General features: G+C 46.0%; 23 protein-coding genes. 5 read left to right on the top strand and 18 right to left on the bottom strand.

The genetic code is table 11. From position 1 onward, the window contains the following. From HU147_RS07715 to HU147_RS07705, 3 genes are all read right to left on the bottom strand, one after another. A complete protein-coding gene (locus HU147_RS07715; protein WP_224075707.1) occupies nt 1-504 on the bottom strand; it encodes a GNAT family N-acetyltransferase in 504 nt (167 codons plus the stop codon). Nucleotides 505-511: 7 nt separating this feature from the next. Further along, nucleotides 512-862, bottom strand: coding sequence for a DUF6176 family protein (locus HU147_RS07710; RefSeq protein WP_224075967.1), 351 nt, complete (start codon nt 860-862; stop codon nt 512-514). A 144-nt stretch (nt 863-1006) separates the two neighbouring features. Beyond that, nucleotides 1007-2260 (bottom strand): MDR family MFS transporter, encoded by a 1254-nt coding sequence (locus HU147_RS07705; RefSeq protein WP_224075706.1) that lies wholly within the window; start codon nt 2258-2260, stop codon nt 1007-1009. 99 nt (nt 2261-2359) lie between these two features. Between HU147_RS07705 and HU147_RS07700 the strand changes: the two genes are divergently transcribed. Then, nucleotides 2360-4033, top strand: coding sequence for an ABC transporter substrate-binding protein (locus HU147_RS07700; protein ID WP_224075705.1), 1674 nt, complete (start codon nt 2360-2362; stop codon nt 4031-4033). A gap of 71 nt (nt 4034-4104) precedes the next feature. Continuing rightward, complete coding sequence (locus tag HU147_RS07695; protein WP_224075704.1) at nt 4105-4569, top strand: DMP19 family protein; 465 nt, start codon at nt 4105-4107, stop codon at nt 4567-4569. A gap of 198 nt (nt 4570-4767) precedes the next feature. Here the strand turns inward: HU147_RS07695 and HU147_RS07690 are convergent, their stop codons facing one another. The 14 genes from HU147_RS07690 to ezrA all read right to left on the bottom strand — a co-directional run bounded on the left by HU147_RS07690 (nt 4768) and on the right by ezrA (nt 19288). Beyond that, nucleotides 4768-5559: an aminoglycoside 6-adenylyltransferase gene (locus HU147_RS07690; protein ID WP_224075703.1), complete on the bottom strand. Its 792-nt coding sequence runs from the start codon at nt 5557-5559 to the stop codon at nt 4768-4770. Between the two features lie 26 nt (nt 5560-5585). After that, the gene (locus HU147_RS07685) at nt 5586-6464 is read right to left on the bottom strand and encodes a pentapeptide repeat-containing protein (RefSeq protein ID WP_224075702.1); all 879 of its coding nucleotides are present in this window, start codon (nt 6462-6464) and stop codon (nt 5586-5588) included. Between the two features lie 152 nt (nt 6465-6616). Beyond that, on the bottom strand, nt 6617-7231 hold the full coding sequence (locus HU147_RS07680) for a histidine phosphatase family protein (protein WP_224075701.1): 615 nt from the start codon (nt 7229-7231) through the stop codon (nt 6617-6619). Nucleotides 7232-7278: 47 nt separating this feature from the next. Then, a complete protein-coding gene (locus HU147_RS07675) occupies nt 7279-8139 on the bottom strand; it encodes an alpha/beta fold hydrolase (RefSeq protein ID WP_224075700.1) in 861 nt (286 codons plus the stop codon). A gap of 305 nt (nt 8140-8444) precedes the next feature. Beyond that, a complete protein-coding gene (locus HU147_RS07670; protein WP_224075699.1) occupies nt 8445-8630 on the bottom strand; it encodes a hypothetical protein in 186 nt (61 codons plus the stop codon). A gap of 76 nt (nt 8631-8706) precedes the next feature. Next, nucleotides 8707-9630: a class I SAM-dependent methyltransferase gene (locus HU147_RS07665; protein ID WP_224075698.1), complete on the bottom strand. Its 924-nt coding sequence runs from the start codon at nt 9628-9630 to the stop codon at nt 8707-8709. Between the two features lie 52 nt (nt 9631-9682). Beyond that, a complete protein-coding gene (gene tpx, locus HU147_RS07660; protein ID WP_224075697.1) occupies nt 9683-10189 on the bottom strand; it encodes a thiol peroxidase in 507 nt (168 codons plus the stop codon). Between the two features lie 34 nt (nt 10190-10223). Continuing rightward, nucleotides 10224-10802, bottom strand: coding sequence for an RDD family protein (locus HU147_RS07655; RefSeq protein ID WP_224075696.1), 579 nt, complete (start codon nt 10800-10802; stop codon nt 10224-10226). Nucleotides 10803-10817: 15 nt separating this feature from the next. After that, nucleotides 10818-11831, bottom strand: a complete 1014-nt coding sequence (gene sppA, locus HU147_RS07650; protein ID WP_224075695.1) for a signal peptide peptidase SppA — start codon at nt 11829-11831, stop codon at nt 10818-10820. Between the two features lie 78 nt (nt 11832-11909). After that, nucleotides 11910-12827, bottom strand: a complete 918-nt coding sequence (gene rarD, locus HU147_RS07645) for an EamA family transporter RarD (RefSeq protein WP_224075694.1) — start codon at nt 12825-12827, stop codon at nt 11910-11912. 607 nt (nt 12828-13434) lie between these two features. Then, nucleotides 13435-15009, bottom strand: coding sequence for an acyl-CoA synthetase MbcS (gene mbcS, locus HU147_RS07640; protein WP_224075693.1), 1575 nt, complete (start codon nt 15007-15009; stop codon nt 13435-13437). A 188-nt stretch (nt 15010-15197) separates the two neighbouring features. Continuing rightward, a complete protein-coding gene (gene thiI / locus HU147_RS07635; protein WP_224075692.1) occupies nt 15198-16400 on the bottom strand; it encodes a tRNA uracil 4-sulfurtransferase ThiI in 1203 nt (400 codons plus the stop codon). Nucleotides 16401-16428: 28 nt separating this feature from the next. After that, nucleotides 16429-17526, bottom strand: a complete 1098-nt coding sequence (locus HU147_RS07630; RefSeq protein WP_224075691.1) for a cysteine desulfurase family protein — start codon at nt 17524-17526, stop codon at nt 16429-16431. A gap of 58 nt (nt 17527-17584) precedes the next feature. Continuing rightward, nucleotides 17585-19288 carry a septation ring formation regulator EzrA gene (gene ezrA, locus HU147_RS07625; RefSeq protein WP_224075690.1) on the bottom strand — a complete coding sequence of 568 codons (1704 nt, stop codon included), beginning with the start codon at nt 19286-19288 and terminating at the stop codon, nt 17585-17587. A gap of 153 nt (nt 19289-19441) precedes the next feature. Between ezrA and hisJ the strand changes: the two genes are divergently transcribed. Both hisJ and HU147_RS07615 read left to right on the top strand, forming a co-directional pair. Then, complete coding sequence (hisJ, locus tag HU147_RS07620) at nt 19442-20236, top strand: histidinol-phosphatase HisJ (protein WP_224075689.1); 795 nt, start codon at nt 19442-19444, stop codon at nt 20234-20236. A gap of 26 nt (nt 20237-20262) precedes the next feature. Then, nucleotides 20263-20742, top strand: a complete 480-nt coding sequence (locus HU147_RS07615; RefSeq protein WP_317985501.1) for a GAF domain-containing protein — start codon at nt 20263-20265, stop codon at nt 20740-20742. A 46-nt stretch (nt 20743-20788) separates the two neighbouring features. On the opposite strand, the gene megL is transcribed toward HU147_RS07615, so the two are convergent. Continuing rightward, nucleotides 20789-21997 carry a methionine gamma-lyase gene (gene megL / locus HU147_RS07610; RefSeq protein WP_224075688.1) on the bottom strand — a complete coding sequence of 403 codons (1209 nt, stop codon included), beginning with the start codon at nt 21995-21997 and terminating at the stop codon, nt 20789-20791. Between the two features lie 335 nt (nt 21998-22332). Between megL and rpsD the strand changes: the two genes are divergently transcribed. Continuing rightward, nucleotides 22333-22935 carry a 30S ribosomal protein S4 gene (gene rpsD, locus HU147_RS07605; RefSeq protein WP_036804882.1) on the top strand — a complete coding sequence of 201 codons (603 nt, stop codon included), beginning with the start codon at nt 22333-22335 and terminating at the stop codon, nt 22933-22935. Nucleotides 22936-23042 lie beyond the last annotated feature (107 nt).

The raw sequence follows: 23042 nt of genomic DNA, 5'->3' as shown, positions 1-23042 counted from the left end.
TCAGCTCATGATTTTAGCCATATAATACTCATTCACATATTCACCGTTTATGTATAGCGAATCTTTCTTGATTCCTTCGATTTCAAATCCCATTTTTTGATACAGGGCTAAACCGGCTGCGTTATGTTCAAGGACCGTAAGTTCAATCCGGCGAAGCTCTTTTTCTCTTGCCCATTGCTCCAACGCTCGAAAAAGCTTCGTGCCAATTCCTTTTCCGCGCTGTCCTTCCCGGATGCCGATGGCTACGTATGCGGAATAACGTTTTCTCAACAACGCATCTCCAATAGCAAACAAATACCCCTGCAGCACACCGTTTTCTTCTGCCAGGAAAATCGCTGAATGTCCGTCCAGCCCTTCAATCCGTTTTTTGAACTGTTCGGGTACTGTTTTTCTTTCGCCGGGCTCAAAAAGCATAAAGCCGGAGTCTTCCACTTCTTTCATTAACTCAACGAGCTTCTCTGCATCCGCTGCCGCTGCTTTTCGTATACGAATTTCCGTTTCCATAGCAAAGTCATCCCCGTTTCATTTCCGTTTGAATGCGTTCCTGAATCATCACAGCTTCAGTTTTCAAATCCACCGGCAGGTAGTCTTCGTCGATGCATGCTTCCCAAAATGCCAAATGCTTTTTATCTATTTCATGATGGGAATCCGTAACTTCGCTGCCGCCTTCGCCCTGGACGGAATACCAGTAAAGAAATTCGCTTTCTTCCTGCACTTCTCTGAATATCGTTTCGACGTACATTTTTTCATCATTCAAGGTCAACAAAACTTCTTCCATATGTTCATTTAGAAATGCCATCCATTCATCCACTTGTCCAGACTTTCCGGCTTTTACTTTGAATCTGCTCAATTCAACATTAATCGTCATGTTTAATTCCCCCAGTCATTCTCTCTACCTTTAATTGTACCTAAAATTCCCAAATACAGATAGAACAATTAGAATGTTTTGTGAAATCTATCTACAATAAAAACCTTCACCTATGCCGCTCGCATAAGTGAAGGAATTTTACAGAATCGCTTCCGTCGATTCTGTGCTTTTTGAAGTTGTGCCTCTTACGAATAACCCGGTGTAAACAAGGAAAGTACCCATCATTAAAATGACCCCGATATACACAGACATCATCGTCGGGACAAGGTAAGCACCGATGATAATCGTCGAACGTGCAATCAAATCTGCGCCGCTGAATGAAATATTCGAAAAGGCGGAATAAGATCCGCGCTTATCAGCCGGAATCATATTGGCCTGTTCAGCATTCCGGACCGGCGAGTAAATCAATTCCCCAAGGGTTGCAATCATATTAAAGAAAATTAACATGTACCAGCTATCCGCAGAGGTGACGATGATATAGCCGATGCTGTAAACAATCAGCCCGGTGAGCAGCACTTTCCGTTTGGTGAAACGGTCTGTGATCCTGCTGACAAGGAACGTGAAGAACACGACAAACAGCATGTTCTGGATATTGAGCAAGCTCAGCATCCGGACGCCAGCAATGTCAAAGTTCCCTAAACTCACCGTTTCAAATGTTTCGGCCAGCCGGACTCCGATATAGCTGTTCAGGGAAAATTCAGCTGCAAAGATAAACATCGACCCGACGACCACCTTTACAAAAGGCAAATCTTGAAAAGCTACTTTGTAATTATGGAATACATCAATCAGCACGTTTTGATGCTGCTTTTTCAATACGCTTGTCTGTTCATCAATCAGCCAAATCTGATAAGCGAACGGCAAGCTGATGGATGTAACACTCAGCAGCACAAATAATTCAATTTGGTGATTGACGTATAACAAGCCGCCTAGCGCTGCACCGATGGCCATCGACAAATTCGTCAGCCAGTATTCAATCGTGTATACCGCTTTGCGGTTTTCCGGCGTTGTGGAATCGATGATGAGGGCATGCATTGCCGGCCGGCCTAAACTGCTTGAGATGATGAATCCGATATAAGATGAGGCAAACAGCCAGATCAGGTTGTCTTCCGGTATCAAACTGATGGTCATGCTCACAAATGCCAATGCACTGCCCATGGAAGTGCCTACGACTACTCCTTTTCGCGGAAAGCGGTCTGAAATATAGCCGCCGATTAAATTGATGAAAAAACTGATGATGACGGTTCCGACTAAAAACAATCCTGCCCACACTTTGCCCATTTCGATAGCAAAGAACAATGCCATAAACGGCATGACAGCGGAACCTACAGCCCGGTTAAAAAACGAGGTAATCAGCCGGACTTTGATATTTTGCGGGTAGTCTTTCCAGCTCATATTGTCAACCTCCTTTGTCTTATGTATATTAAACTAGACGAATAGATTGAAAAATGGACATTTTCAAAAGACATGTCCCCTTTTAGGGAGGAATCAAGCGTGGACAATAATTTACTGATTCTCTGGCGTACCGTGCCGTCAGGAAAAATAAAAAAAGAGGAGCTTGTGAAGCTCTTGGATGTCAGTGCCAAACAAGCTTCCCGTTATATTCAGAAATGGACACAGGAAGGCTGGTTCGCCTATACCGCCGGACGTGGGCGGGGCAATGCTTCCGAACTGCACTGGCAAAAAGACGTGGAGCGGCTGTTTGAGGAGCAGCTGATGGGCATCATTGACCGGGAACCGGTGGAAACCAGCAGCAGGTATTTGCTGTTTGACTGGTCCGAAGAAGTGAAACTGCGCTTGATTGAACGGTTCCGCAACAAATTCGGCTTTTCTCAAAACCAGGGCGATATTGATAAATTGATCATCCCGCGCCGGCATCAGCTCATGACGATGAACCCTTTGGAGACGGCAGATGTCCATAGCGCCAATTTTGTAGCTACGGTTTTCAACCGCCTCGTATCCGTGGACAGCAAAGGGAAGGTTTCGCCTGAAATTGCACATAGCTGGGACCTTTCACCGACGAAGCTTCGCCTGTATTTGAAAAAAGGCATTAAGCTCCATGACGGTTCCTTATTGACCGCCGAAGATGTCGCAGACTGCCTGAACCGCATCCGTTCTCATGAAAATTCCCAGGAATTGTGGCGGCCCGTCCAAAAAATCACGGTGCCTGCTCCACTTGTCATCGACTTCGATTTTCCGGGAGGCTGCAGTTACTGCCTGCAGATGCTCGGCATGATCAACTCGAGCATCTTCAAAGAAAGCCAAGGACAGCTGTACGGAACAGGCAGCTTTTGCCTCGACAACAGCCATGAACTAAAAACCGTTCTGGTGGCATTCAAGGATTATTTCGGTGAGCGCCCACTTCTTGATGCCATCGAATTTGTACAGGTTCCGGAAGACTTTGATTTTGCATACCGGACGTCCCAACAAAAAGAAGCCGATGAAACGTACCTGGTAGAAAGCGATTCAGGAGTCGGAATCATTGTCATGAATGCCTTCCGTAATTCAGCAATCCGCCGCAAAGAAGTCCGTGATTACCTTCACGCAATCATCCGAAAGCACCGTTATTCCGTCAGCGAAGCGGATTCCCGCATCCTCCCGAATGAAGAAGGCATGCTGATCGGGCAAAACCAGCAATATTGCCATACGGCTGCCGAACGTCCACTGTTCGAAGAGGCTCTGGTCATCAAAACCACCAGTTATCTGAAAAACGTATCGGAATGGCTTCAGACAATATTCGAGCAGGAAGGAATACCCGTAGAAGTGCGTGTTCTGCCGTTTCACGAATACCTGGTGGACAACGGCAAAGACCAGCAAGCGGACCTCTACATCCACGGCGAAGTGTTCGAGATGAATCAGGACTTTTCTTTCTTTTATTTCCTGACCAACGGCTTGTCTCCGTTTGCCTGTTTGATCGATCGTGATCCGGAGCTAACGCAATTGCTCGGGCAGTACCGGCACACCCCTTTTGAAGAATGGACGGCGCTGAATCTGCAAATCGAAAAATCCTTGGTGGAATCCTCGATTCTGGTTCCGCTCTATTATGCCAAGCGCCAGATCCCGTTTTCATCGGAATTGATGAATATCAAATTATCCCATTTCGGCTATGTCGATTTCAGCAAACTTTGGGTACGGCCAACTTTGGACTGCCGAGCGTTTAGCCAATAAAAAGGGATTTTGCAGCAAGGCAGGGAAATCTATAGATTCTGCTGAAATTATAGATTGAAAGGAGCACTCCCTTGAAAAAACAAATAAAGAAAAGTGAATTAAAAGATCGGTCGGATATTTGGAATGCGGTCATCGCTGAAATCACTAACCACGATCTCCCTTCTGAAGGTGCTTTACTGAACGAATGCAATTTGGCTTTCCAGTACTACTCCGAGATGGAAAGCGGCGGCCACGAGATTTTGCTCAACTGGACCCAGGATTACATCCGGGAAGTTGGAATCGCCCATTACCTGAAGGAGTTAACCGCTGCCTTGGAAAAAATCGGCGCAACGGATTACGCCCAAATCGAAAAGACATACGGTGAACAGCTATGGCGCTTATTTACCGCTCTTGAGAACGAAGAAATTGAAGAAGAAGCGTTTTATGAAGAGGTTGAAAAAGCCGACGAAGAATATTATGCCTTGGATGGCAAGCTGGAGCAGCTTTTGGAATCGTATTTTGTGGATATCCATACAGAACTGTTCGAAATCGTTTGAACTCCCTAAATTGCTGCAAACAAAAAATCAGTTCAGTCTTTAAGCTGAACTGATTTTTGTATGCAGATTTCTTTTTATGGTTAAGAATTGCCATATGACTTCAGAATCGGCAACTTGCAGTTTTCCGTGTTTAATTTTCAGCTGCCACTTTCCGGTTCCTCATAATAGTTATATTGTAAACCCAAGCATTTTCTGCTGTCAGCAGCCTTTGTTGGCTTCTTCTCTTGCATGAAGATCCACCATTTTCCTTAGCAAAGGTTCGATCTGCTCGGACTGGCAAACCTTTTCAAGCATCCATTCCATTTCTTCTTCCACCAGGCCGCTGATTTGTGCAGCTGCCTCTGAATGGGAAGTTGCTGTCATGCAATTAAAGATTTTTTCCACTTTTCCTAACACCGTCTCTGGCAATGAAACACTTAACGCCTTTAATCCTAAACGTGCCCGGTGCGGTGCGTATTTATAAAGCAGCACCCTTGCCAAATGGTCCATAATATACGAAAGCATTTTCACCGACCAAATATCGTTGCCCCGGGCTGCAGACTTTTTATACTGAAAGAGGAACCAGGCTACGTCCATGACGTCGTCCCGGTACTCGTTTTCTGTCAGTTCCAGGCTTTGGGTATCTTTGAATTTCTCCATCAAGCCTTCCGGATCGTACAATACCTTGAAATAGTCTTTCTCCGTAAATTTCTCCGGCGTTACGGTAAACAAATCGATGTGCAAAAAATCATCAAAAACGGCAATGATTTGAGGCGCAATGATGAAAATATCATCTTGAAAGAGTATTGGCCGGTATGCCTGCAAATGGTGCACCCGGTTTTCAAAAAAACGTTTTTCGTTTTCTTCGTCGACGAGGCAATACATATCAACATCCGAATGCTCATCATGCTCGTTTCTGCCCATCGATCCTTTCAGATAGACCGCCCGGACCAACGGGTCTCTTTTTAAACTGCTGCAAATCTTCTGGACTGCATCTTCCTGTGGCAACATAAACTCTCCTGCTTTCAATGAATAGATTAGAAAATTCTCGGCTTTTTTGCCCAATAAGCAGGGCGTGCTATGCCTTTTGGCAATTTCGTGTGGCAGTCTCCAATTGCTGCGTTGACCTGTACTTGCGTCAAATAAAGGCTCGTCGATAAGTCGGCTCCACTGATGTCTGCATCCCGGAAGTCAGCCCCAATTACATCCGCTGTCCGCATATCGGTTAGGCGCAGATTCGCGGCAATGAAATAAGCCCCCCTGAAATCAATGCCTTTCAAGTCAGCGCCTTTTAATTCTGCCCCCATCAAGTCGGCGTTGTGTCGGTTCAGCGCTTTGCTTTTTCGTCCTTTATGCCGTTTTATGGCATTGGCTCTAACTTTTCCGCTTACTTTCACAAGCAGTTCATTCACCAATGCGCGGTGAGCTGGAATATCCAATTTCTTCAGTTCCTCAGCCGGCAGCAAAGTCAGTTGCTCGGTTTTCCCCAGCATGTCCGCCAGTTCTTTTCGGAGTAGCTGGGCATTGTCCTGTTGCATCGCATCAGTTAAATACCACATCATCTCGTGCAGCTGCGTCATTACCGGAAACACGGCAAACATCTCTTTTGCCGCAGCAGCATCGCTTCGCCAGTCTTGACTTTGGAACGTCACTTGTACTACTTTCTGTCCTGAACCGTAGCAGTCAAATACCGTACACCCTTTAAAGCCGCTCCGCCGAAGATCTTCGTGGATGCCGCAGCGGAAATCATTCTGCAGGTTCGGGCACGGCACACCAGCCGCCTTATCAAAAGCAAAATCTGCAGACGCCATAAAAGACAAGCCGACACAGCAAAGTGCGGCGCAATTCCCGCAGTCGGCTTTCAGGCTTTTCTGGAGAACCTCAAGTTGTTCCATGGTTTCATAGTTGTTTTCCATCCGGCTTCCCTCTCCCTGAAAATCGATTCAGTGGCAGTTCGGTTAATCGTATTTTCATTATAAAGTAAAAGGGATGCAATTGAACAAACATTTCGACAAAAGATTTCTATAAAAAAGAGACGCCTTGACTGAAGGCGCCTCGCTTTCTGAATTCATTTTGTATTTCCGGCAATTTGTTCTTCCACGACTTCAGGCAAATGCTTTGTGCAATTGTATAAGGTGCACTCCCATTTGCTTTCCACGTTTTCTAAAATGGTGATGGATGTATTGTTTAATAGTATCTTTTCGAATCGATCCGGCAGCAAATTTTTCAGTGCCAATCCAATCAGCCCGCCATGGCTGACCATTAAAATGCGTTTGCCTGGATACTTTTCCATCGCCTCTTGTATCGCTTCAGTGCTTCTTTTGACGCCAGCCGACAAAGGCTCTCTTCCCAAATCCTTCTCGCGCCAGTCTGTTCCCCATCTCTCGACACGGTCCGCTTCCGTTGTCCCTTCAATCAACCCGCCGGACAATTCACGGATGCGCGGGTCGATTTCATCAATTGGCATTCCCAGTTCCGCTGCGATCGTTTCAGCCGTCTCCCTTGCACGGATCAAATCACTGCTAATGATGACATCCCATGGTTCTTCTTGTGCCAGCCGGCTGGCGATGGCACGGGCCTGTTCTCTCCCAGTTTCGTTCAATGGAATATCCGAACTGCCTTGCGCAATGCGCTGGATGTTCCAATCTGTGATGCCGTGTCTTACAAATCCGATTGTGGTCATGTTTCATTTCCCCTTTTAGTATACTGATTTCCATCATACTGCATTTTTTAGGAAGCTGTCGAACGGATCGCGCTCAAAAATTTCTTCAGTTCCTCATCAAAAAGTTCAGCCTCTTCCAGGAATGGATAATGGTTGCTTTCTTCAAAAACCACCAATCGGGCATGCGGAATCCGCTCTTTCATTTCAATAGAGTATGTAAGGGGGCACTGAACATCGTATCTGCCGCAAAGAATTAAAGTTGGGGCTGCAATCAGCACCAGCTTTCGGGTTACGTCATAAATCGGCAGTTCCCGGTTAAAAAAGTTCATCCGATCAGCAGACATGGATTTAGAGATTTTCCTATGAAAGTATTCGTTGTATTTTTCCGGGCGGAACAGCGAGAATTTGGTCCGCTCTTCTGACAATTGCTTGCGCTTTCCAACTGGAATACCTTGCCGCTTTAACTGCTCAATCAAGTTCTGCATCCGTTCAAATTTTGGATGTTCCGGATTGTAGATGCATTCTTTCGAAAACGTCGCATATTCTCTGGCTGCCGCCCCCGTCAAGATCAAGCAGCTTAATCTTGACGAATAGTAAATGCCGTAAATTATACCGAGCATACCTCCGGTTGAGTGCCCTGCAAATCCCCATTTTTCGAATCCCAGTTCTTCCCGGATCGCTTCCAAATCGAAAATTGTTTCCAGCATGCTTAATTGAAAAGGCTCGGCAGCTTTATCCGACTGTCCAGCTTCCCGCAAATTGACTAAGAAGACGGCATGGCTTGTTGTAAAAGCTTCTGCATAATAATCTCCGGTTTCGTTGAATACGGAATAATGATGGGTGACGCATAGCGGCGGCCCTTCCCCTTTTTGAAAGACTTCAAAGTTTCCGCGCCGGGTTGTGATTATGGTTTGTTTCCAGTTTTCCATAGACAGGCTCCTTCTTAAAGTGATAGAGAACTTGTTCTCCAACACCCCGTTTATTCCCTGCACATTGCGCCTTAGTTCAGAATATAGCCTTATTTTGATTGAGTGATCATAGAATCCTCATAACTGCTCATAGCAGTCCGTTAAGTGATCATAGAATCTTCATAACCGCTCATAGAACCCCGTGAGTGATCATAGAATCTAATAACCGCTCATAGAACCTCGTTTAGTGATCATAGAACCCGTTCCACTGCTCATAAGCATCTCCCCAAAATAAAAAACCCGACAAAAAGATGTCGGGTCCGAAATTAGACGCCCATTTTCCGGCGCGTGTTGCTTACTTTTTTCGTTTGCTGGCTTTTCAGCTTTTTTGTTTCTGCTGACATGCCGGTGCCGCCTTTATTGTTCGCAGCCTGGTTTTTCTTCGCTTCCAATTGGCGTTTTACCGCTTCCTGCAAGCTTACTTTTTTCGGAGCTTCATTTGATTCAGTCATGACCATCCCTCTTTTCTGTTTGGACTATTAATTGCGGATGCTTTAATGACTTCCATTATAACACAAAATGTCCCAATTACTGCTTATTTTCTTTAACCCACTGGCTAACCTGCGAGAAGAATTTGGCCATCGATTGGGCATTCGACATATTCGGAACGCGAGCAAGCAACACTTCTTTCGGCGCTTTGACGCCTTCTTTTTTCTTTTGCAGCACCAGGATGCCTTTGGCAAAAGCCGAATTTTTAAAGAGGCTTTCCGGCAATTCCATGACAGACTGAATATACGCCGTCTTTTTCAGGAATGTATGCAATTGGCTGGCTTGCGGCGATTCAAACAGCGCTTTTGGAATGACAAAAAATAAATAGCCGCCATCTACAGTATGTTTTAACGCTTGTTCAATAAACAGATGATGCGCATACGACATGCCTTCTTCCGCTTTCAGCTCATACGTTGCAGCGACTTCTTCATCCGGATAGTATCCGACCGGTAAATCGGCGACGACTGCATCGACCGGATCGATCAATAGCGGCTGCAAAGCATCCTGCCGGTAGAACGTCACCGGCTGCTCTGTCAAATCCGAAGTCGATGCCGCCAAACGGATCAAAAGATCGTCAATTTCCACTCCGGCTCCTGTAATGCGGCCGTCCAGGTAATTCATGACCGTCAACAGAAGATTCCCTGTCCCAAGCGCAGGGTCAAGCAAGGTGAATTCCTTTTCTTTCACAAACAGTTCCACCAAATACCCGACCAGCAGACCAAGTGCATCCGGCGTCATCTGATGGTGAGGCTGGACGTATTCTTTCATGCCTTTTAACACGGCCAGCTGAATCGCTTTGCGGACGTCCTCTTTTCCGGCTTGTGCGTCAGGCTCGATATGCCCGTCCAACCAAGTCTCAGTTGTTTCCAGCAAGCTTTCCAAATACGGCAGATCCTGTTCTTTTTGCAATTTGGAGGCATGTCCATCGATAAAATTAAATACTTTTTCCATTTCTGAATTCATTCTAATCCGTCCTCAATAAGGAAACCCACTCGGAAAGAGTGGGTTTCTAGTATTAGTTTGTTAAGGCCTTTACGGCTTCAATCGCTTTGTCGTAATTCGGGTGGTCGGTGCCTTCTGGAACATATTCCACATAAGCCACTTGGTCTTTGTCGTCAATAACAAAAATCGAGCGTGCCAGCAGACGCAGTTCCTTCATCGTTGTACCGTAAGCTTCTCCAAACGATAAGTCGCGGTGATCCGAAAGAAGTGTAATGCCTTGTGTACCGTTTTCTTCCGCCCAGCGCTTCTGTGCGAATGGAAGATCAGCTGAAACCGTCAGCACTTCCACATTGTCGCCAAGAGATGCTGCTTCCTGGTCAAAGCGTTTTGACTGCAGTGAACATACTCCTGTATCCAGTGAAGGTACAACGCTGATCAAACGGACTTTGCCCGCTGTATCCTCTAAAGATACGGGACTCAAATCGTTTGCAAGGACCGTGAAATTCGGTGCTTGTTCTCCTACTTGTACTTCTTTTCCGGGCAATGTTACCGGATTTTGCTTGAATGTAACTTGTACCAAACATAACGCCTCCCTTTCCAATACCTTTATCTTACTAGAAGGTTTCAGCCTCTTGCAACTCAGACCCTTCCGAACGCTTTTTCTCAAAGACGATTTGCTTCCGGTACGTCTGTTCATGAATGACTGTTGTATCCGCGATAAAATCGTGGACGCCTTGTTTCAGCTTTGTAAAACCGACAATCCAGTACAATGGCAGGATCGTCACGGAAATGAAACGGCCAATCCATTCACGGAACAACAATGTTCCCCAGGATAAGTGGTCTTCTTTCAACGAAACGACGCGCAGCCCCAAAATCATTTTGCCGACGGTCTGCCCGAAGAACTTCGTCATCAGGACAAAATATGCGTAGAACAGCACAGCCGAAATGATGGCATATGGTGCATACCATACCGTTTCCGCCGTCTCTAAGCCAATCAACAAGAAAATCGGTTTGACTAAAATGGAAGTTACCGAAGCAATGATTAGAAGATCGATCAAATACGCCCAGAACCGTACCCAGAAACCTGCCGGCTGGCGTTCGTAAAACATCACTTCTTTATAGTTCTGCAATTCAGGGCGATCGTTTTGAATAGTTGCTGCTGCATGCGTTTCATCGTTGGAATGATTCGTCATTGGTATCGCCCCTCCTTATTGTTCACCATACATATACATCATTCGCGGTGCACTATTGTCGGTCAAGAGTTTCGCAATCAGTTTCGATTCCATGTCGTTTCCAAACAGGGAACTTAATTTCATCGAGAACAGCGATCCAATTCCTTGGTCTGCTCCGTACTCGATGACTTGTGCACCTTTCAGGTCATAATCCGTACGCAGAGCTGTCAGCACATCTTCTTCAAAACCGAAGTCGTCTGCCAGTTTTGCTTCAACTGCCTGGCGCCCGTTCATGATGCGCCCATCAGCAACCGCTTTGACTTGTTCTTCAGGCATGCCGCGGCCCTCTTCAATCACATCTACAAACGCTTCATACGAGTCGTCCAGCATTTCTTGAAGCAGTGCTTGCTCGTCGGCTGTCATTTCACGTGTCGGGCTTCCAATGTCTTTAAATGGCCCCGATTTGATTGTGACAAAATCCACACCGTATTTTTTTGCCAGTTCTCCGTAATTGACGGTCTGCATGATGACGCCAAGTGAACCGGTCATGGTTTCACGGTTAACGAAAATCTTGTCCGCTGGAGCTGAAATATAATAACCGCCGGAAGCAGCTACAGCACCCATCGATACATAGAAAGGTTTTTTGGTTTCTTCTTGGATTTCCGTAATTTTGTCATGGATTTGCGCCGATTCCACTACTCCGCCGCCCGGCGAATTGACTTTCAGCATAACTGCTTTAATGGAATCATCGTTTTTCACTTGTTCCAATTGCTCCATAAACAAATCGTGATTATAGCCGGTTCCGCCCAAAAGCGAAGCAGCTTCCCCCGTATCCTGGATGGTTCCTTCAACATTCAACACCGCAATGCGCTTATCAAAATCGCCATCTTCAACGATTTGCTCGGAAACGGTTGTTTCAGATACCGCCAATAATTCATCCACATTAGCGCCGAGTGTACTCTGGAAAATCGCAAATGCAGAGTTGATGACCAATGAAATAACCAATATGGCCGCTGCCGCAATTAATGCAATCCATCTTTTCGTATTCATCTACTACATGACCTCCTTTTATTTCTCTCTTTATTATACGGGTATCATGTTGAAATGTTTCACATTAACTCATCTGAATTAATGCTGTGCATTTAATTTTTCTCTTCTGACGCTCCGTGCTTCCATTACTTTTGAAGTTGTAAACAATGCAAGAGCAACCCAAATAAATGAAAACGAAATCAAATCGATCCGGTCAAAAGCTTCTCCGTAAACCAATACGCCAAGCAAGAGCATTAAAGTCGGTGCAATGTACTGCAAAAATCCAATCATATACATCGGAATGAGTGGTGCACCTGTCGCAAACAACACGAGCGGCAAGGCTGTGGCTGCCCCACTGATAATCAGCAGAATATCCGTCGCTGCTCCTTCATGCAAAAACGAAGCGCTGCCGTTCGAAAACAAATAGGCATAATAAATGAGCCCAAGCGGCAAGACAAACAAAGTTTCCAGCGCAAGGCCGCGCAGTGCATCCAGCTTGATTGTTTTTTTGATCAGGCCATAAAATGCAAAGCTGAACGCCATTCCGAATGCCATCCAAGGGAATGTGCCGTAGGAGATGGTCAAAATCGATACGCCGACCGCCGCCAAGCCAAATGCTACTTTCGTGGCGTTCGATAATTTTTCTTTCAAGAAAAACACACCCAGCAACATCGAAACCAGTGGATTGATGTAATATCCCAGGCTTGTTTCGACAATCCGGTCATTTGTCACGGCAAAAATATATAAAAACCAGTTGGCTGTAATTAAATAAGAAGCCAACATCAAACTGAAGAATGTCTTCTTCGACTGCCACAAACTTTTTACATCGGCCAGCAGCTGCTTGCCGCCGCCGATTAATAAGATGAAAATCACCGTCAGGATAAAAGCCCATAAAATGCGCGATGTCAGAATTTCATCGCTTGGTACATGATCCACTTGCTTCCAGTAGAGCGGCAAGAAACCCCAAATCGTATAAGTTAAAATCGTAAACAGTATGCCTTTTTTTTCGTCTGCCATCGTGCTTCTCTCACCATTCTTTCTTTATTTTGCTACTCGAAATAATATTCCTATTATATGCCCGTCTAATTTTAATGTAAACAACAGAAAAAAGCAGCCGGTTTGCACCGACTGCTCAAACTATTGACAAAGTATACTGGAGAATGAATAAATCTGCAGAATTCCCACCCGGTTCAGCCACTTCGCTTTCCGTGGGCACGGTCTTAGCCGCTTCCTTCGCGTTGCTCAGTCCAGCGTCTTCGGCTCGTGCTGGCCCCACAGGAGTCTCGTGGCCGAACCGGGTGGGGGTGTCGCTTCACATCAAGGACTCATTTCCATTCTTTGTTCCACTTTTCGAGTGAGTAAGCAGAAAAATCATCTGTTTTTTACTTCTCTCCAGGTTCTGCCGTGGAAACCGGCGAAAACCTCTGCTCTTGTTTCTGTCCCTGCACCGCTTCGCTAGCTTGGGGACATGATAAACCGTTGCATCGCTTCGCTAGCTTCGTCGTAAAGCGACGGTTGAAACGCAGAAACGAGGTAAAACCCTATTTTTGAATTTCTTCACTGGATTGAAAGTATATTCTTTCATTTACTACAAGCTAAAGCAGCCGGTTTGCACCGGCTGCTCTTATTTTTTCGCTTGTTCTTTTTGGCGCAATTCAACGCGCCGGATTTTTCCGGAAGCGGTTTTCGGCAATTCTTCCACAAACTCGACCGCTCTCGGGTATTTATAAGGAGCTGTCAGCTCTTTTACGTGGTTTTGCAAATTCTTCACCAACTCATCATTCGGCTCATTGCCAGGAACCAATACGACAAAGGCTTTGACAATGGCGCCGCGGATTTCGTCCGGTGCACCGATGACCGCACATTCCTGGACAGCCGGATGCTTCACAAGGGCATCTTCCACTTCGAACGGCCCGATTGTATAGCCGGAAGAAATGATGATGTCGTCGCCTCTTCCTTCAAACCAGAAGTAACCGTCATCGTCTTTTGATGCTTTGTCTCCGGTGACGTAATATTCGCCGCGGAACTGCATTTTTGTCCGTTCATCGTCCTTGAAATACCCTTTGAACAAGGCTGGCGTATCGACGTGGACCGCGATGTCTCCAACTTCGCCGGCTTGGACCGGATTTCCGAATTCATCAATGATTTCCACACGGTTGCCCGGTGTCGGTTTGCCCATCGAGCCGATGCGAATTTCCATCCCTTTCATAACTCCGACAAGCAAAGTGTTTTCAGTTTGCCCATAGCCGTCGCGGACTTCAAGCCCGAAGTGTTCTTTAAAGACGTTGATCACTTTTGCATTTAATGGTTCCCCTGCAGACACGGCACTGTGCAAGGCTTTTAAATCGAACGATGACAGATTTTCCTGTTTCGCCATAATGCGGTATTCCGTCGGCGTACAGCACAAAACATTAATCTTACGGCGTTCCAAAATTTGCAGGTACACTTCCGGATCAAACTTGCCATTATAGACAAAGCCGGTCGCTCCGCTGCCTAATGTAGCCAGGAACGGGCTCCAGATCCATTTTTGCCATCCCGGGCTCGCAGTGGCCCAGACCAAATCGCCTTCTTTTGCCCCGAGCCAATGCTCGGCAGAAGTACGTAGGTGTGCGTATGCCCACCCATGGCTATGCACAGCACCTTTTGGATTTCCGGTCGTTCCGGATGTATAAGACAAAAACGCCGTATCGTTGCTCTTGGTGTCCGCTGCTTCATATACGTCTGAAGCCGCTTTCATTTCTTCTTGCAAAGAAATCCACGATTGATCAGAGTGGCCGATAACGAATTTTGTTACCCGCGCCATTTCTTCCACTTCATTGAATTGATCCATAAACGGCTCATAGGCAATGACTGCTTTTGCGTTGCTGTGGTTTAAGCGGTACGAAATATCTTTTGCGCGCAGCATTTCAGAACTCGGAATCACTACAAGCCCGGCTTTCAATGCCCCGATATATGCGACATACGCTTCAATTAGGCGCGGGACCATCACAAGGACAATATCCCCTTTTTTCAATCCGGCTTTTTCAAAGCTGTTTGCCGCTTTGTTGGCTTTTTTCATCAATTCTTCATATGTAACTTGCTGCTCTTCTCCTTTGTCGCTTTCCCAAATAATCGCCAGTTTGCCATCGCCCGTGGCGTACTTTTCAATTTCTTCGACTAAGTTGTACTTCTCAGGTGCCAGTAATTCTTCACGATTCATTATGTATTCCCCCTAGGCGTGTAATAAAAAATGATACTTTATCATTATACCGGAAAAATTTTATTATTCAAAATAATTTTAAAAAACAAAATACAAACTTGAAATAAATTGAGGTTTTAGTCAAAGAAAAGACAAAAAAAGCGGGAGGCAAATGCAACTTTGCCTCCCGCTTTTTCAGGGTTTCACGCTTATAGGAGATTTTCAAATTTCGCTTCTTTGACGCGTGGGAACTTAACGGTTTCCCGCTGATCTGCCGCTTCCTGAATCAGTTCATCGAACGATACGAAGTTTTCGTAGAACTCAACTTTTTCAAGCTTTGGTTTGGTTTTTGGATTGGCCGGGGTGAAAATGGTGCAGCAATCTTCGTATGGCCGGATGGAAATGTCGTATGTTCCGATTCTTTGGGCGGTTTCAATAATATCCAGCTTGTCCATCGCAATCAGCGGACGGAGCACCGGGGTATTTGTCACCGCGTTAATCGCATGCAGTGATTCCAAAGTTTGGCTTGCCACCTGGCCGAGGCTTTCCCCTGTGATGATGGCCTGGCTTTTCGTTTCCGCAAGCACCAAATCCGCTACGCGCATCATCATTCTGCGCGTGGAAGTCATCGTAATATTATCCGGCACTTGCTTGTGCACTTCCTGCTGGAGTTTCGTGAATGGAATGATATGCAGCGTGACGGAAGAACCAAACTGGCTCAACTTCTCAGCCAAATCGAAGACTTTTTCTTTTGCCCGGTCGTTTGTATAAGGCGGGCTGAAAAAATGGATCAGTTCCAGTCTGACGCCCCGCTTCAGCATATGATAGCCAGCTACCGGGCTGTCAATTCCACCGGAAAGCATCAACAAAGCTTTTCCTCCGGCGCCGACAGGCAATCCGCCAGCTCCTTCGATGACCTCAGCCATCATGTAAGCCGCTTCTTCCCGAATTTCCACTTTCAATTCGATATCCGGGTGTTTCATTTGAACCGAAAGTTCCGGGAAACTGCGGAGCACATGTGATCCGATTTCCTGGGTAATTTCCGGCTTTTCGTGCGGAAATTCTTTGAATGGACGCTTGACTGAGACTTTAAAACTTTTGTTGTCGCGGTCCAATTTGCCGACTACTGCAATTGCCGCTTTTTTCATCGCTTCAAAGTTCAATTCAGCTTCCATGACCGGGCTGAACGATTGGATGCCAAAAACGTTCGGCAACCGCTCAAGCACTTGCTCCATCTCGTGCTCATCGTCCGCCAAGATAAACATGCGGTCCCGTTCCGCTTTGACGCGGACCGTTTCCAGATCGGCAAACATCTGCCGGACGTTGTCCCGAAGGCGCCCGATAAACGAACTGCGGTTTTTTCCTTTTGTGGATAATTCCCCGTAACGGACGAGGACTTGTTTTGTTTTCATACGATTAAACTCCTTCGTTGCCTATCTCTTATTTGATCAAGCGGTAAACCCGCTCAAATGCAGTTTTCAATGCAGCGATATCTCCGGCTTGTGTGAAAGCTCCAAAACTGATGCGGATCACGCCTTCTTTATACCCGCGCGGCACGCCGGTCGCTTCAATGACATGGCTCGTTTCTTTGCTTTTTGATGAGCAGGCGCTTGAGGTGGATACAATGACTGACTCCTGCTGCAAGCCGGATACCAGTACTTCGCCTTTCATCCCTTTCACTGCAATGGCCAGTATATGGGGAGCTGCAGTTTCCGGGCTGATAATTTTAACGCCTGTAAATCCGGCAAAAAATGTGCGGAGCTCCCGGTTCCAATCGGCAAATTCCGTTCTTGGCTCTGCCAGGCGAAGCGCTTTTGCAAAGGCGACTGCCTGCGGCACAGCGACGGTTCCGCTTCTTAAGCCGAACTCCTGGCCGCCGCCGTAAAGAACCGGCTGAAGTTCGACCTCGTTGAACGCCAGGATTCCGCTGCCTTTCAAGCCGTGGATTTTATGCCCCGAAACACTCAATAAATCCGGCATGGCGCTGAGAGGAAGATCCAGCTTACCAATGCTTTGGACCGCATCGACATGGAGCAAGGTCCGAGTTCCGGCAAGCCGTTTTTTCACTTCAGCAATGGGATGCACCGTGCCGATTTCGTTATTGACATGCATCAAGCTTACCAAAATCGTATCGCTTCTGAGGGCGTTATTCAACTCATTCAAACTGATGGCACCGGTTTCGTCGACCCGAAGCCGGGTAATTTCAAATCCCTGCTCCTTTAATACGGCTAAAGGATTGAGAACCGCGGGATGTTCCGTTACGGCGGTGATGATGTGCTTCCCCCGGTGCTGGTATGCTTTTGCAGCGCCGATTAATGCAAGGTTATTGGATTCCGTGCCGCCGGATGTAAAAACAACGTGTTCCATATTCAGGATGTGCTTGATTTGCGTGCGTGCGCCTTCCAGCAAATCTTCCGCTTCGTTTCCCATTTTGTGGATTGAAGCCGGATTGGCGTAAAATTGTTCATTCACCTTTACGAACGCCTCGAGCACTTCTTTTCGCGGCTGGGTGGTTGCACTGTTATCCAAGTAAATCATTTAGCTACCTCCGAAAAGAAAACCACCAGCACGAATGCTGGTGGTTTTCAATATTGTTTTAAACTCGCCATGCTTCTTCTTTAACTAGCACTTCAATGCGTTTCATTGACCCTGGTTCGAAGCTTTCAACTGCTGTTGCCGCTTCTTCCAATGCTTTTGAGTAACGGAGCTGTCTGAATGACTCTTCCGCTTCCTTCAACTTGGCATCCATTTGCGGGTTTGTTTTGCGGAAACGGTTGCCGTACTGAATAATGCGTTCAACGAGAAGTACGTTTTCAATCATTTCAGCTGATTTTTCTTCAACTTCTTCGATTGATTGTTCTGCATTCATCACGTAATTGTCTACCAGTTTCATGTTCAATGGAACTTCCTGCAAGCTTTGCATCGCTACAAACAACTGCTCTTCCGCTTCTTCCAACCGGACATCCATTTCTTCCGGAATGCCTGGTGTATTGGCTTTGTGCAGCATTCTGTCTGTTTCCTGCAAGCGGCGTTTCAAGTCTTCCACTTTTCTGCGTGCTTCATTTTCGCCAATCCGCAAGCTCTTCAGTGATTCTGTGAAATCTTGCTGGGTGACGTCAATCTTCGCTAACTCTTCACGAATATAAACCAGTTCTTCTTCCAGGTTCGAATATGCGGACTGGTCTTCTTCTGTCCGCGATTTGAACAAATCAAACCGGCGGTTGAGCTCTTCCAGTTTTTCCAAACAAGCCTTCGGAATGGCTGCATCGCTCTCAGAAATCTTATAGCTTTGCTGAACAAACAGGCATTCATCGTGCATATCGCGCGCATCCCGGTTGATCAGTTCCAAATGCCGTCCTGTTTCCGCTTTGTAGTAATCCACGAAATGCTTGGCTTTCACTTCTTTTTCCAGAATTTCATAGAACGAATCAATGCGTTCTTTCATGTCTTCTGCTTTTTCTTTTGTTTCATCTACATTCAACCGGGCAACTTCTTCTTTCATCCCGACAAGTTCGTCTTCCATTCTATCGAGTTGGCGCGTCAGTTCCAAATGGTTCAAGTAGTAGGACTGGCTTTCCATTTCCCGGATGCCATTGCGCAATTCATTGATATAGGAAGGGATTTTCGAGTTGATGTCTGTCAACAGCGCCGGAATTTCATCGATCAAGGAGAAAACATAATCTCCTTCTTCTGAAAGGCCCATAACGGTTGTCCGCGCCTTCAAGTAATTGCCTTCCTCTGTCAAACGGTCGTATTCTTCAAACAACGGCGAGAAAGCCTCCAACTTTTTCTCCAAAGGAGCAGCTGCTGCACCGTAGGAATGCTGATGCGCCAATAAATTCTTCCGCGCCAGGCGGTATTGGTCTTTCATGATATCCATTTCGCTGCGGTTTTTCTCTTCACTGCCGATCAATTCTTCAAGTTCACTTAAAATCTCGTTCATTTGGCGGTCGACTTCGTCGATACGGACTTCAATGTCCTTTTCAAGCTCCGTAGCTTTTCCGAATCTGAAGCGATTAATCGCCTCGTCTGCATCAAATAGCAACGCATCAATTTTCGGAATATGTACGTCCATCATTTCCGTCCATATCTCACGCCAGCGCTCGAACATCTCTTCTGTCTGGCCGTTCATGTTCAATTGTTTTACTTTCGTCAATTCTTCCAGTATTGGTTTGTTTTGTATTTGCAGTTTTAACTGTTCCAAGCGTTCAATTTCCGCGTTGTGCTTCTTGCGAAACAACAAGCCGACGATAATTATCGCTAATAGAATGATGACCGCAATGATGATATACTTCATCATAAGTCATTTAGCCCCCTGTTCCAAAATCACATTTCCTTTTCTATATAAATGTTTTACATACCTTAACTATTTTAACATGTATTCGATTCTTATGTTTGTGAAATCGAAGAAAAGAGCGAAATATTTTCAAATCTGTAGAAAGATGGTGGTTTTATGAAAAGAGATGGACACATTCATACCCCTTTTTGCCCGCATGGCACAAAAGACGAATTGCATACATACATAGAAAAAGCGATTGAATCCGGCTTCGGCGATATTTCCTTTACGGAACACGCGCCTCTCCCCTCTTCTTTCGTGGATCCGACTCCTGAAAAAGACAGCGGAATGAGTTTGGAAACCATGCACTCTTATTTAGACGCCATCCGGCAGGCAAAAGATGCCTATAAGAATGATATCCAAATTCGCGCCGGATTGGAAGTGGACTATATCACCGGTTATGAATCCGAAACCCGGTCTTTTCTTGATGAATATGGACCACTGCTGGACGATTCGATTTTATCGGTTCATTTCCTGCGTGTAGACAGCGATTATTTCTGCATGGACTACAGCAAGGAAGTTTTCATGGAAATTGCCCATCAAGCCGGTTCAGTTGAAGCCGTATATGAGCTTTACTACAAAACGGTCGAAGCGTCTATCTCCGCTGACCTTGGAGCCTTTAAGCCAAAACGAATCGGGCACCCGACGCTGGTCCACAAATTCCAGCTTGCACACGGCAAAAAAATTGATGACGACCATTATATCAAACGCGTCTTGGAAAAAATTGCGGAAACAGGCTACGAAATGGATCTGAACGGCGCCGGCTTCTCAAAACCCGATTGCCTTGAATCCTATCCTCCACAGCGTTACATCCCTTTTGCCGAGTCGCTCGGCATCCCGCTCGTCTTCGGCTCGGATGCACATAGCGTCAATGGCTTGCATAAGCATTACGGTAAACTTTATAATAGGTAAATCATAAAACGAAATGGGGCTTTTCTATGTTTTCTCAAACAACTTACAGCGGCTCAAGCTTGGATCAATACACCATGCTCGGCAAACAACTGGACGCACTTCTCGAAGGCGAATCCAATCTTACCGCTAATTTAAGCAATGCTTCTGCACTGCTCAACCAATTTTTAGAGCGCATCAACTGGGTCGGCTTTTATTTGATGGAAGACGGTGAGCTCGTTCTTGGACCATTCCAGGGGCTTCCGGCGTGTGTACGGATTCAAGTTGGGAAAGGCGTGTGCGGAACGGCAGTGGCAGAAAAGAAAACGATGCTTATCGAAGATGTCCATGCGTTTCCTGGCCACATTGCCTGCGATGTAGCTTCCCAGTCTGAAATCGTCATTCCGTTGATCAAAGACGGCAATGTAATCGGTGTCCTGGATATCGACAGCCCGGTACTGAGCCGCTTTACGAAAGAAGACCAAGAAGGCCTTGAACTCTTTACCGAAGTATTAATGAAGCATCTATAAAATTGAAAATGCCCGGATCTCCTAACTTGAGATCCGGGCATTTTTATTACGCTTCCTGTAATTTCGGCTTTACGGCTTCAAAAGCTTTTGTGAGGTCTGAAATCAGGTCATCGGTATGCTCAAGGCCGACAGACAAACGCATCAACGATTCGGTAATGCCCATCGCTTCCCGGCTCGGCTGCGGCACCACCGCATGGGTCATCGAAGCCGGATGCTGAATCAGTGTTTCTGCATCCCCCAGGCTGACGGCAATTTTCACAAGCGACAACGCATTCATGAAGGCCTGTGCTTCTTTTTTCCCGCCCTCAATCTCAAACGAGATCAAACCGCCGCCGTCCCGCATCTGGCGTTTGGCAATTTCCATTTGCGGATGATTTTCATCAAACGGGTAATAGATTTTTTTGACCAGCGGTTCCTGTTTCAAGAATGCAAGCACTGTCTTGGCATTTGAGATATGCCGGTCCATGCGGACATGAAGTGTTTTTAAACCGCGCAGCAAAAGCCACGCATCGAATGGCGACATGATGCCGCCGACATCTTTCTGGACCGTCATCCGGAGCTGCTGCATTTCGGCGCCATCTTTGCCGACCAATATTCCGCCGACCACATCCCCATGGCCGTTCAGATATTTAGTTGCGCTGTGCAGCACGAAATCCGCGCCCAATTGAATCGGGTTCTGCAGATAAGGCGAACTGAATGTATTGTCGACCACGACACGCAGCCCGTGTTTTTTGGCAACCGAAACAACGGCGTCCAGATTGACGATTTCCATCGTCGGATTAATCGGCGTTTCAACATAGATGCAAACTGTTTCCGGACGCAGTGCTTTTTCAATTTCCTGTTCCGTCGTCATGGAAACCAAATTATGCGTTATGCCGTATTTTTCTTCCATCATCTCAAGCAGCCCGAACGTACAGCCGTAGATGCCTCTTGAGCAAAGCACGTGATCTCCCGCTTTTGTCAGATGAATCAGCACCGCACTGACTGCTGCCATTCCTGAACCGAAAGCGAGTGCCCCTTCGCCGTATTCGATTTCCGCCATCCGTTCTTCCAGCACACGGACCGTCGGATTTCCAAGCCTCGAGTAAATATTGCCTTCGCAATTTCCGGCAAAGCGGTTTTCCCCTTCTTCAGCACTTTCAAAAGCAAAAGTTGACGTTTGATAAAGCGGAGTCGCTAAACTGTCATGGTGGAGTGAACTGTTATACCCCTTGTGGATAACTGCTGTCTCCAAATTGATTTCTGGTTTCTTCATTTCCATACACCCCTTATTCAATATAGAAAGCGCTTACATCCCATCTCTTTCCATTCTACCTTTAATAATAAAAAAAAGAAAGCCAGCCTTATTGATCTCCTTTCTGTAATTGTTGACTTATGGTCTTAAGTGCGGTTATACTATAATTTGTGTAAAATAATCGCAGCAGTTGTATGTGCGGGTTTGTCCATTTTATTCCTATTAGTTAAATAAGTAGGTGTATCGCGTAACTCTTGGCTGCTGAGCGAAGGTACAAGAATATAAAATGGCTTACAGCATGAATACAATTGGTTTTTATTTTACTTCAAAAACCAACAATAGAGGAGGAGACATATATGTCTCGTTATACAGGTCCAGCATGGAAACAGTCTCGCCGTCTAGGAGTTTCTCTTAGCGGAACAGGCAAAGAACTAGAAAAACGCCCTTACGCACCAGGTCAACACGGTGCTAACCAACGCAGAAAAGTTTCTGAGTACGGTTTGCAACTTCAAGAAAAACAAAAACTTCGTTTCATGTTTGGTGTAAACGAACGCCAATTCAAAACTTTATTCAACAAAGCTGGTAAAATGCCAGGTAAACACGGTGAAAACTTCATGATCTTGCTTGAAGCTCGCCTTGATAACGTTGTTTATCGTTTAGGTCTTGCGCGCACTCGCCGCCAAGCTCGCCAATTGGTAAACCACGGCCACATCCTTGTTGATGGCAAACGCCTTGACATTCCGTCATACAGCGTGAAACCAGGTCAAACAATCGCATTCCGCGAACGTTCAAACAACCTTGATGTCGTTAACGAAGCAATCGAAGTAAGCAACTTCGTTCCTGAATACGTATCAATCGACGCTGAAAACAAAGTAGGTACTTTTGTACGCTACCCAGAACGCAGCGAATTGTCTGCTGAAATCAGCGAACAGTTGATCGTTGAGTACTACTCACGTTAATAAAAGTGCTTAGTAAACGATAGTATTTAAAACCCTGAAAACCTTGTTAAATCAACGGTTTCAGGGTTTTTTATTTGTTTTCTGCTTTGTGGAATATACTTTAATCC

The organism is Planococcus chinensis, assembly GCF_020071995.1.
Classification (GTDB): domain Bacteria; phylum Bacillota; class Bacilli; order Bacillales_A; family Planococcaceae; genus Planococcus; species Planococcus chinensis_A.
Note: the sequence above shows the minus strand (reverse complement) of the source record. Positions and strands in the feature narration are given on the sequence as shown.

What these genes read in the sequence shown, in the direction of transcription:
- ezrA (WP_224075690.1), bottom strand. Translation starts at nt 19,288, where the DNA reads ATGATGAAGTATATCATCATTGCGGTCATCATTCTATTAGCGATAATT.
- rarD (WP_224075694.1), bottom strand. Translation starts at nt 12,827, where the DNA reads ATGGCAGACGAAAAAAAAGGCATACTGTTTACGATTTTAACTTATACG.
- mbcS (WP_224075693.1), bottom strand. Translation starts at nt 15,009, where the DNA reads ATGAATCGTGAAGAATTACTGGCACCTGAGAAGTACAACTTAGTCGAA.
- HU147_RS07655 (WP_224075696.1), bottom strand. Translation starts at nt 10,802, where the DNA reads ATGACGAATCATTCCAACGATGAAACGCATGCAGCAGCAACTATTCAA.
- thiI (WP_224075692.1), bottom strand. Translation starts at nt 16,400, where the DNA reads ATGAAAACAAAACAAGTCCTCGTCCGTTACGGGGAATTATCCACAAAA.
- HU147_RS07685 (WP_224075702.1), bottom strand. Translation starts at nt 6,464, where the DNA reads ATGGAAAACAACTATGAAACCATGGAACAACTTGAGGTTCTCCAGAAA.
- HU147_RS07680 (WP_224075701.1), bottom strand. Translation starts at nt 7,231, where the DNA reads ATGACCACAATCGGATTTGTAAGACACGGCATCACAGATTGGAACATC.
- rpsD (WP_036804882.1), top strand. Translation starts at nt 22,333, where the DNA reads ATGTCTCGTTATACAGGTCCAGCATGGAAACAGTCTCGCCGTCTAGGA.
- megL (WP_224075688.1), bottom strand. Translation starts at nt 21,997, where the DNA reads ATGAAGAAACCAGAAATCAATTTGGAGACAGCAGTTATCCACAAGGGG.
- sppA (WP_224075695.1), bottom strand. Translation starts at nt 11,831, where the DNA reads ATGAATACGAAAAGATGGATTGCATTAATTGCGGCAGCGGCCATATTG.
- HU147_RS07690 (WP_224075703.1), bottom strand. Translation starts at nt 5,559, where the DNA reads ATGTTGCCACAGGAAGATGCAGTCCAGAAGATTTGCAGCAGTTTAAAA.
- HU147_RS07665 (WP_224075698.1), bottom strand. Translation starts at nt 9,630, where the DNA reads ATGAATTCAGAAATGGAAAAAGTATTTAATTTTATCGATGGACATGCC.
- hisJ (WP_224075689.1), top strand. Translation starts at nt 19,442, where the DNA reads ATGAAAAGAGATGGACACATTCATACCCCTTTTTGCCCGCATGGCACA.
- HU147_RS07670 (WP_224075699.1), bottom strand. Translation starts at nt 8,630, where the DNA reads ATGACTGAATCAAATGAAGCTCCGAAAAAAGTAAGCTTGCAGGAAGCG.
- HU147_RS07615 (WP_317985501.1), top strand. Translation starts at nt 20,263, where the DNA reads ATGTTTTCTCAAACAACTTACAGCGGCTCAAGCTTGGATCAATACACC.
- HU147_RS07705 (WP_224075706.1), bottom strand. Translation starts at nt 2,260, where the DNA reads ATGAGCTGGAAAGACTACCCGCAAAATATCAAAGTCCGGCTGATTACC.
- HU147_RS07715 (WP_224075707.1), bottom strand. Translation starts at nt 504, where the DNA reads ATGGAAACGGAAATTCGTATACGAAAAGCAGCGGCAGCGGATGCAGAG.
- HU147_RS07630 (WP_224075691.1), bottom strand. Translation starts at nt 17,526, where the DNA reads ATGATTTACTTGGATAACAGTGCAACCACCCAGCCGCGAAAAGAAGTG.
- HU147_RS07675 (WP_224075700.1), bottom strand. Translation starts at nt 8,139, where the DNA reads ATGGAAAACTGGAAACAAACCATAATCACAACCCGGCGCGGAAACTTT.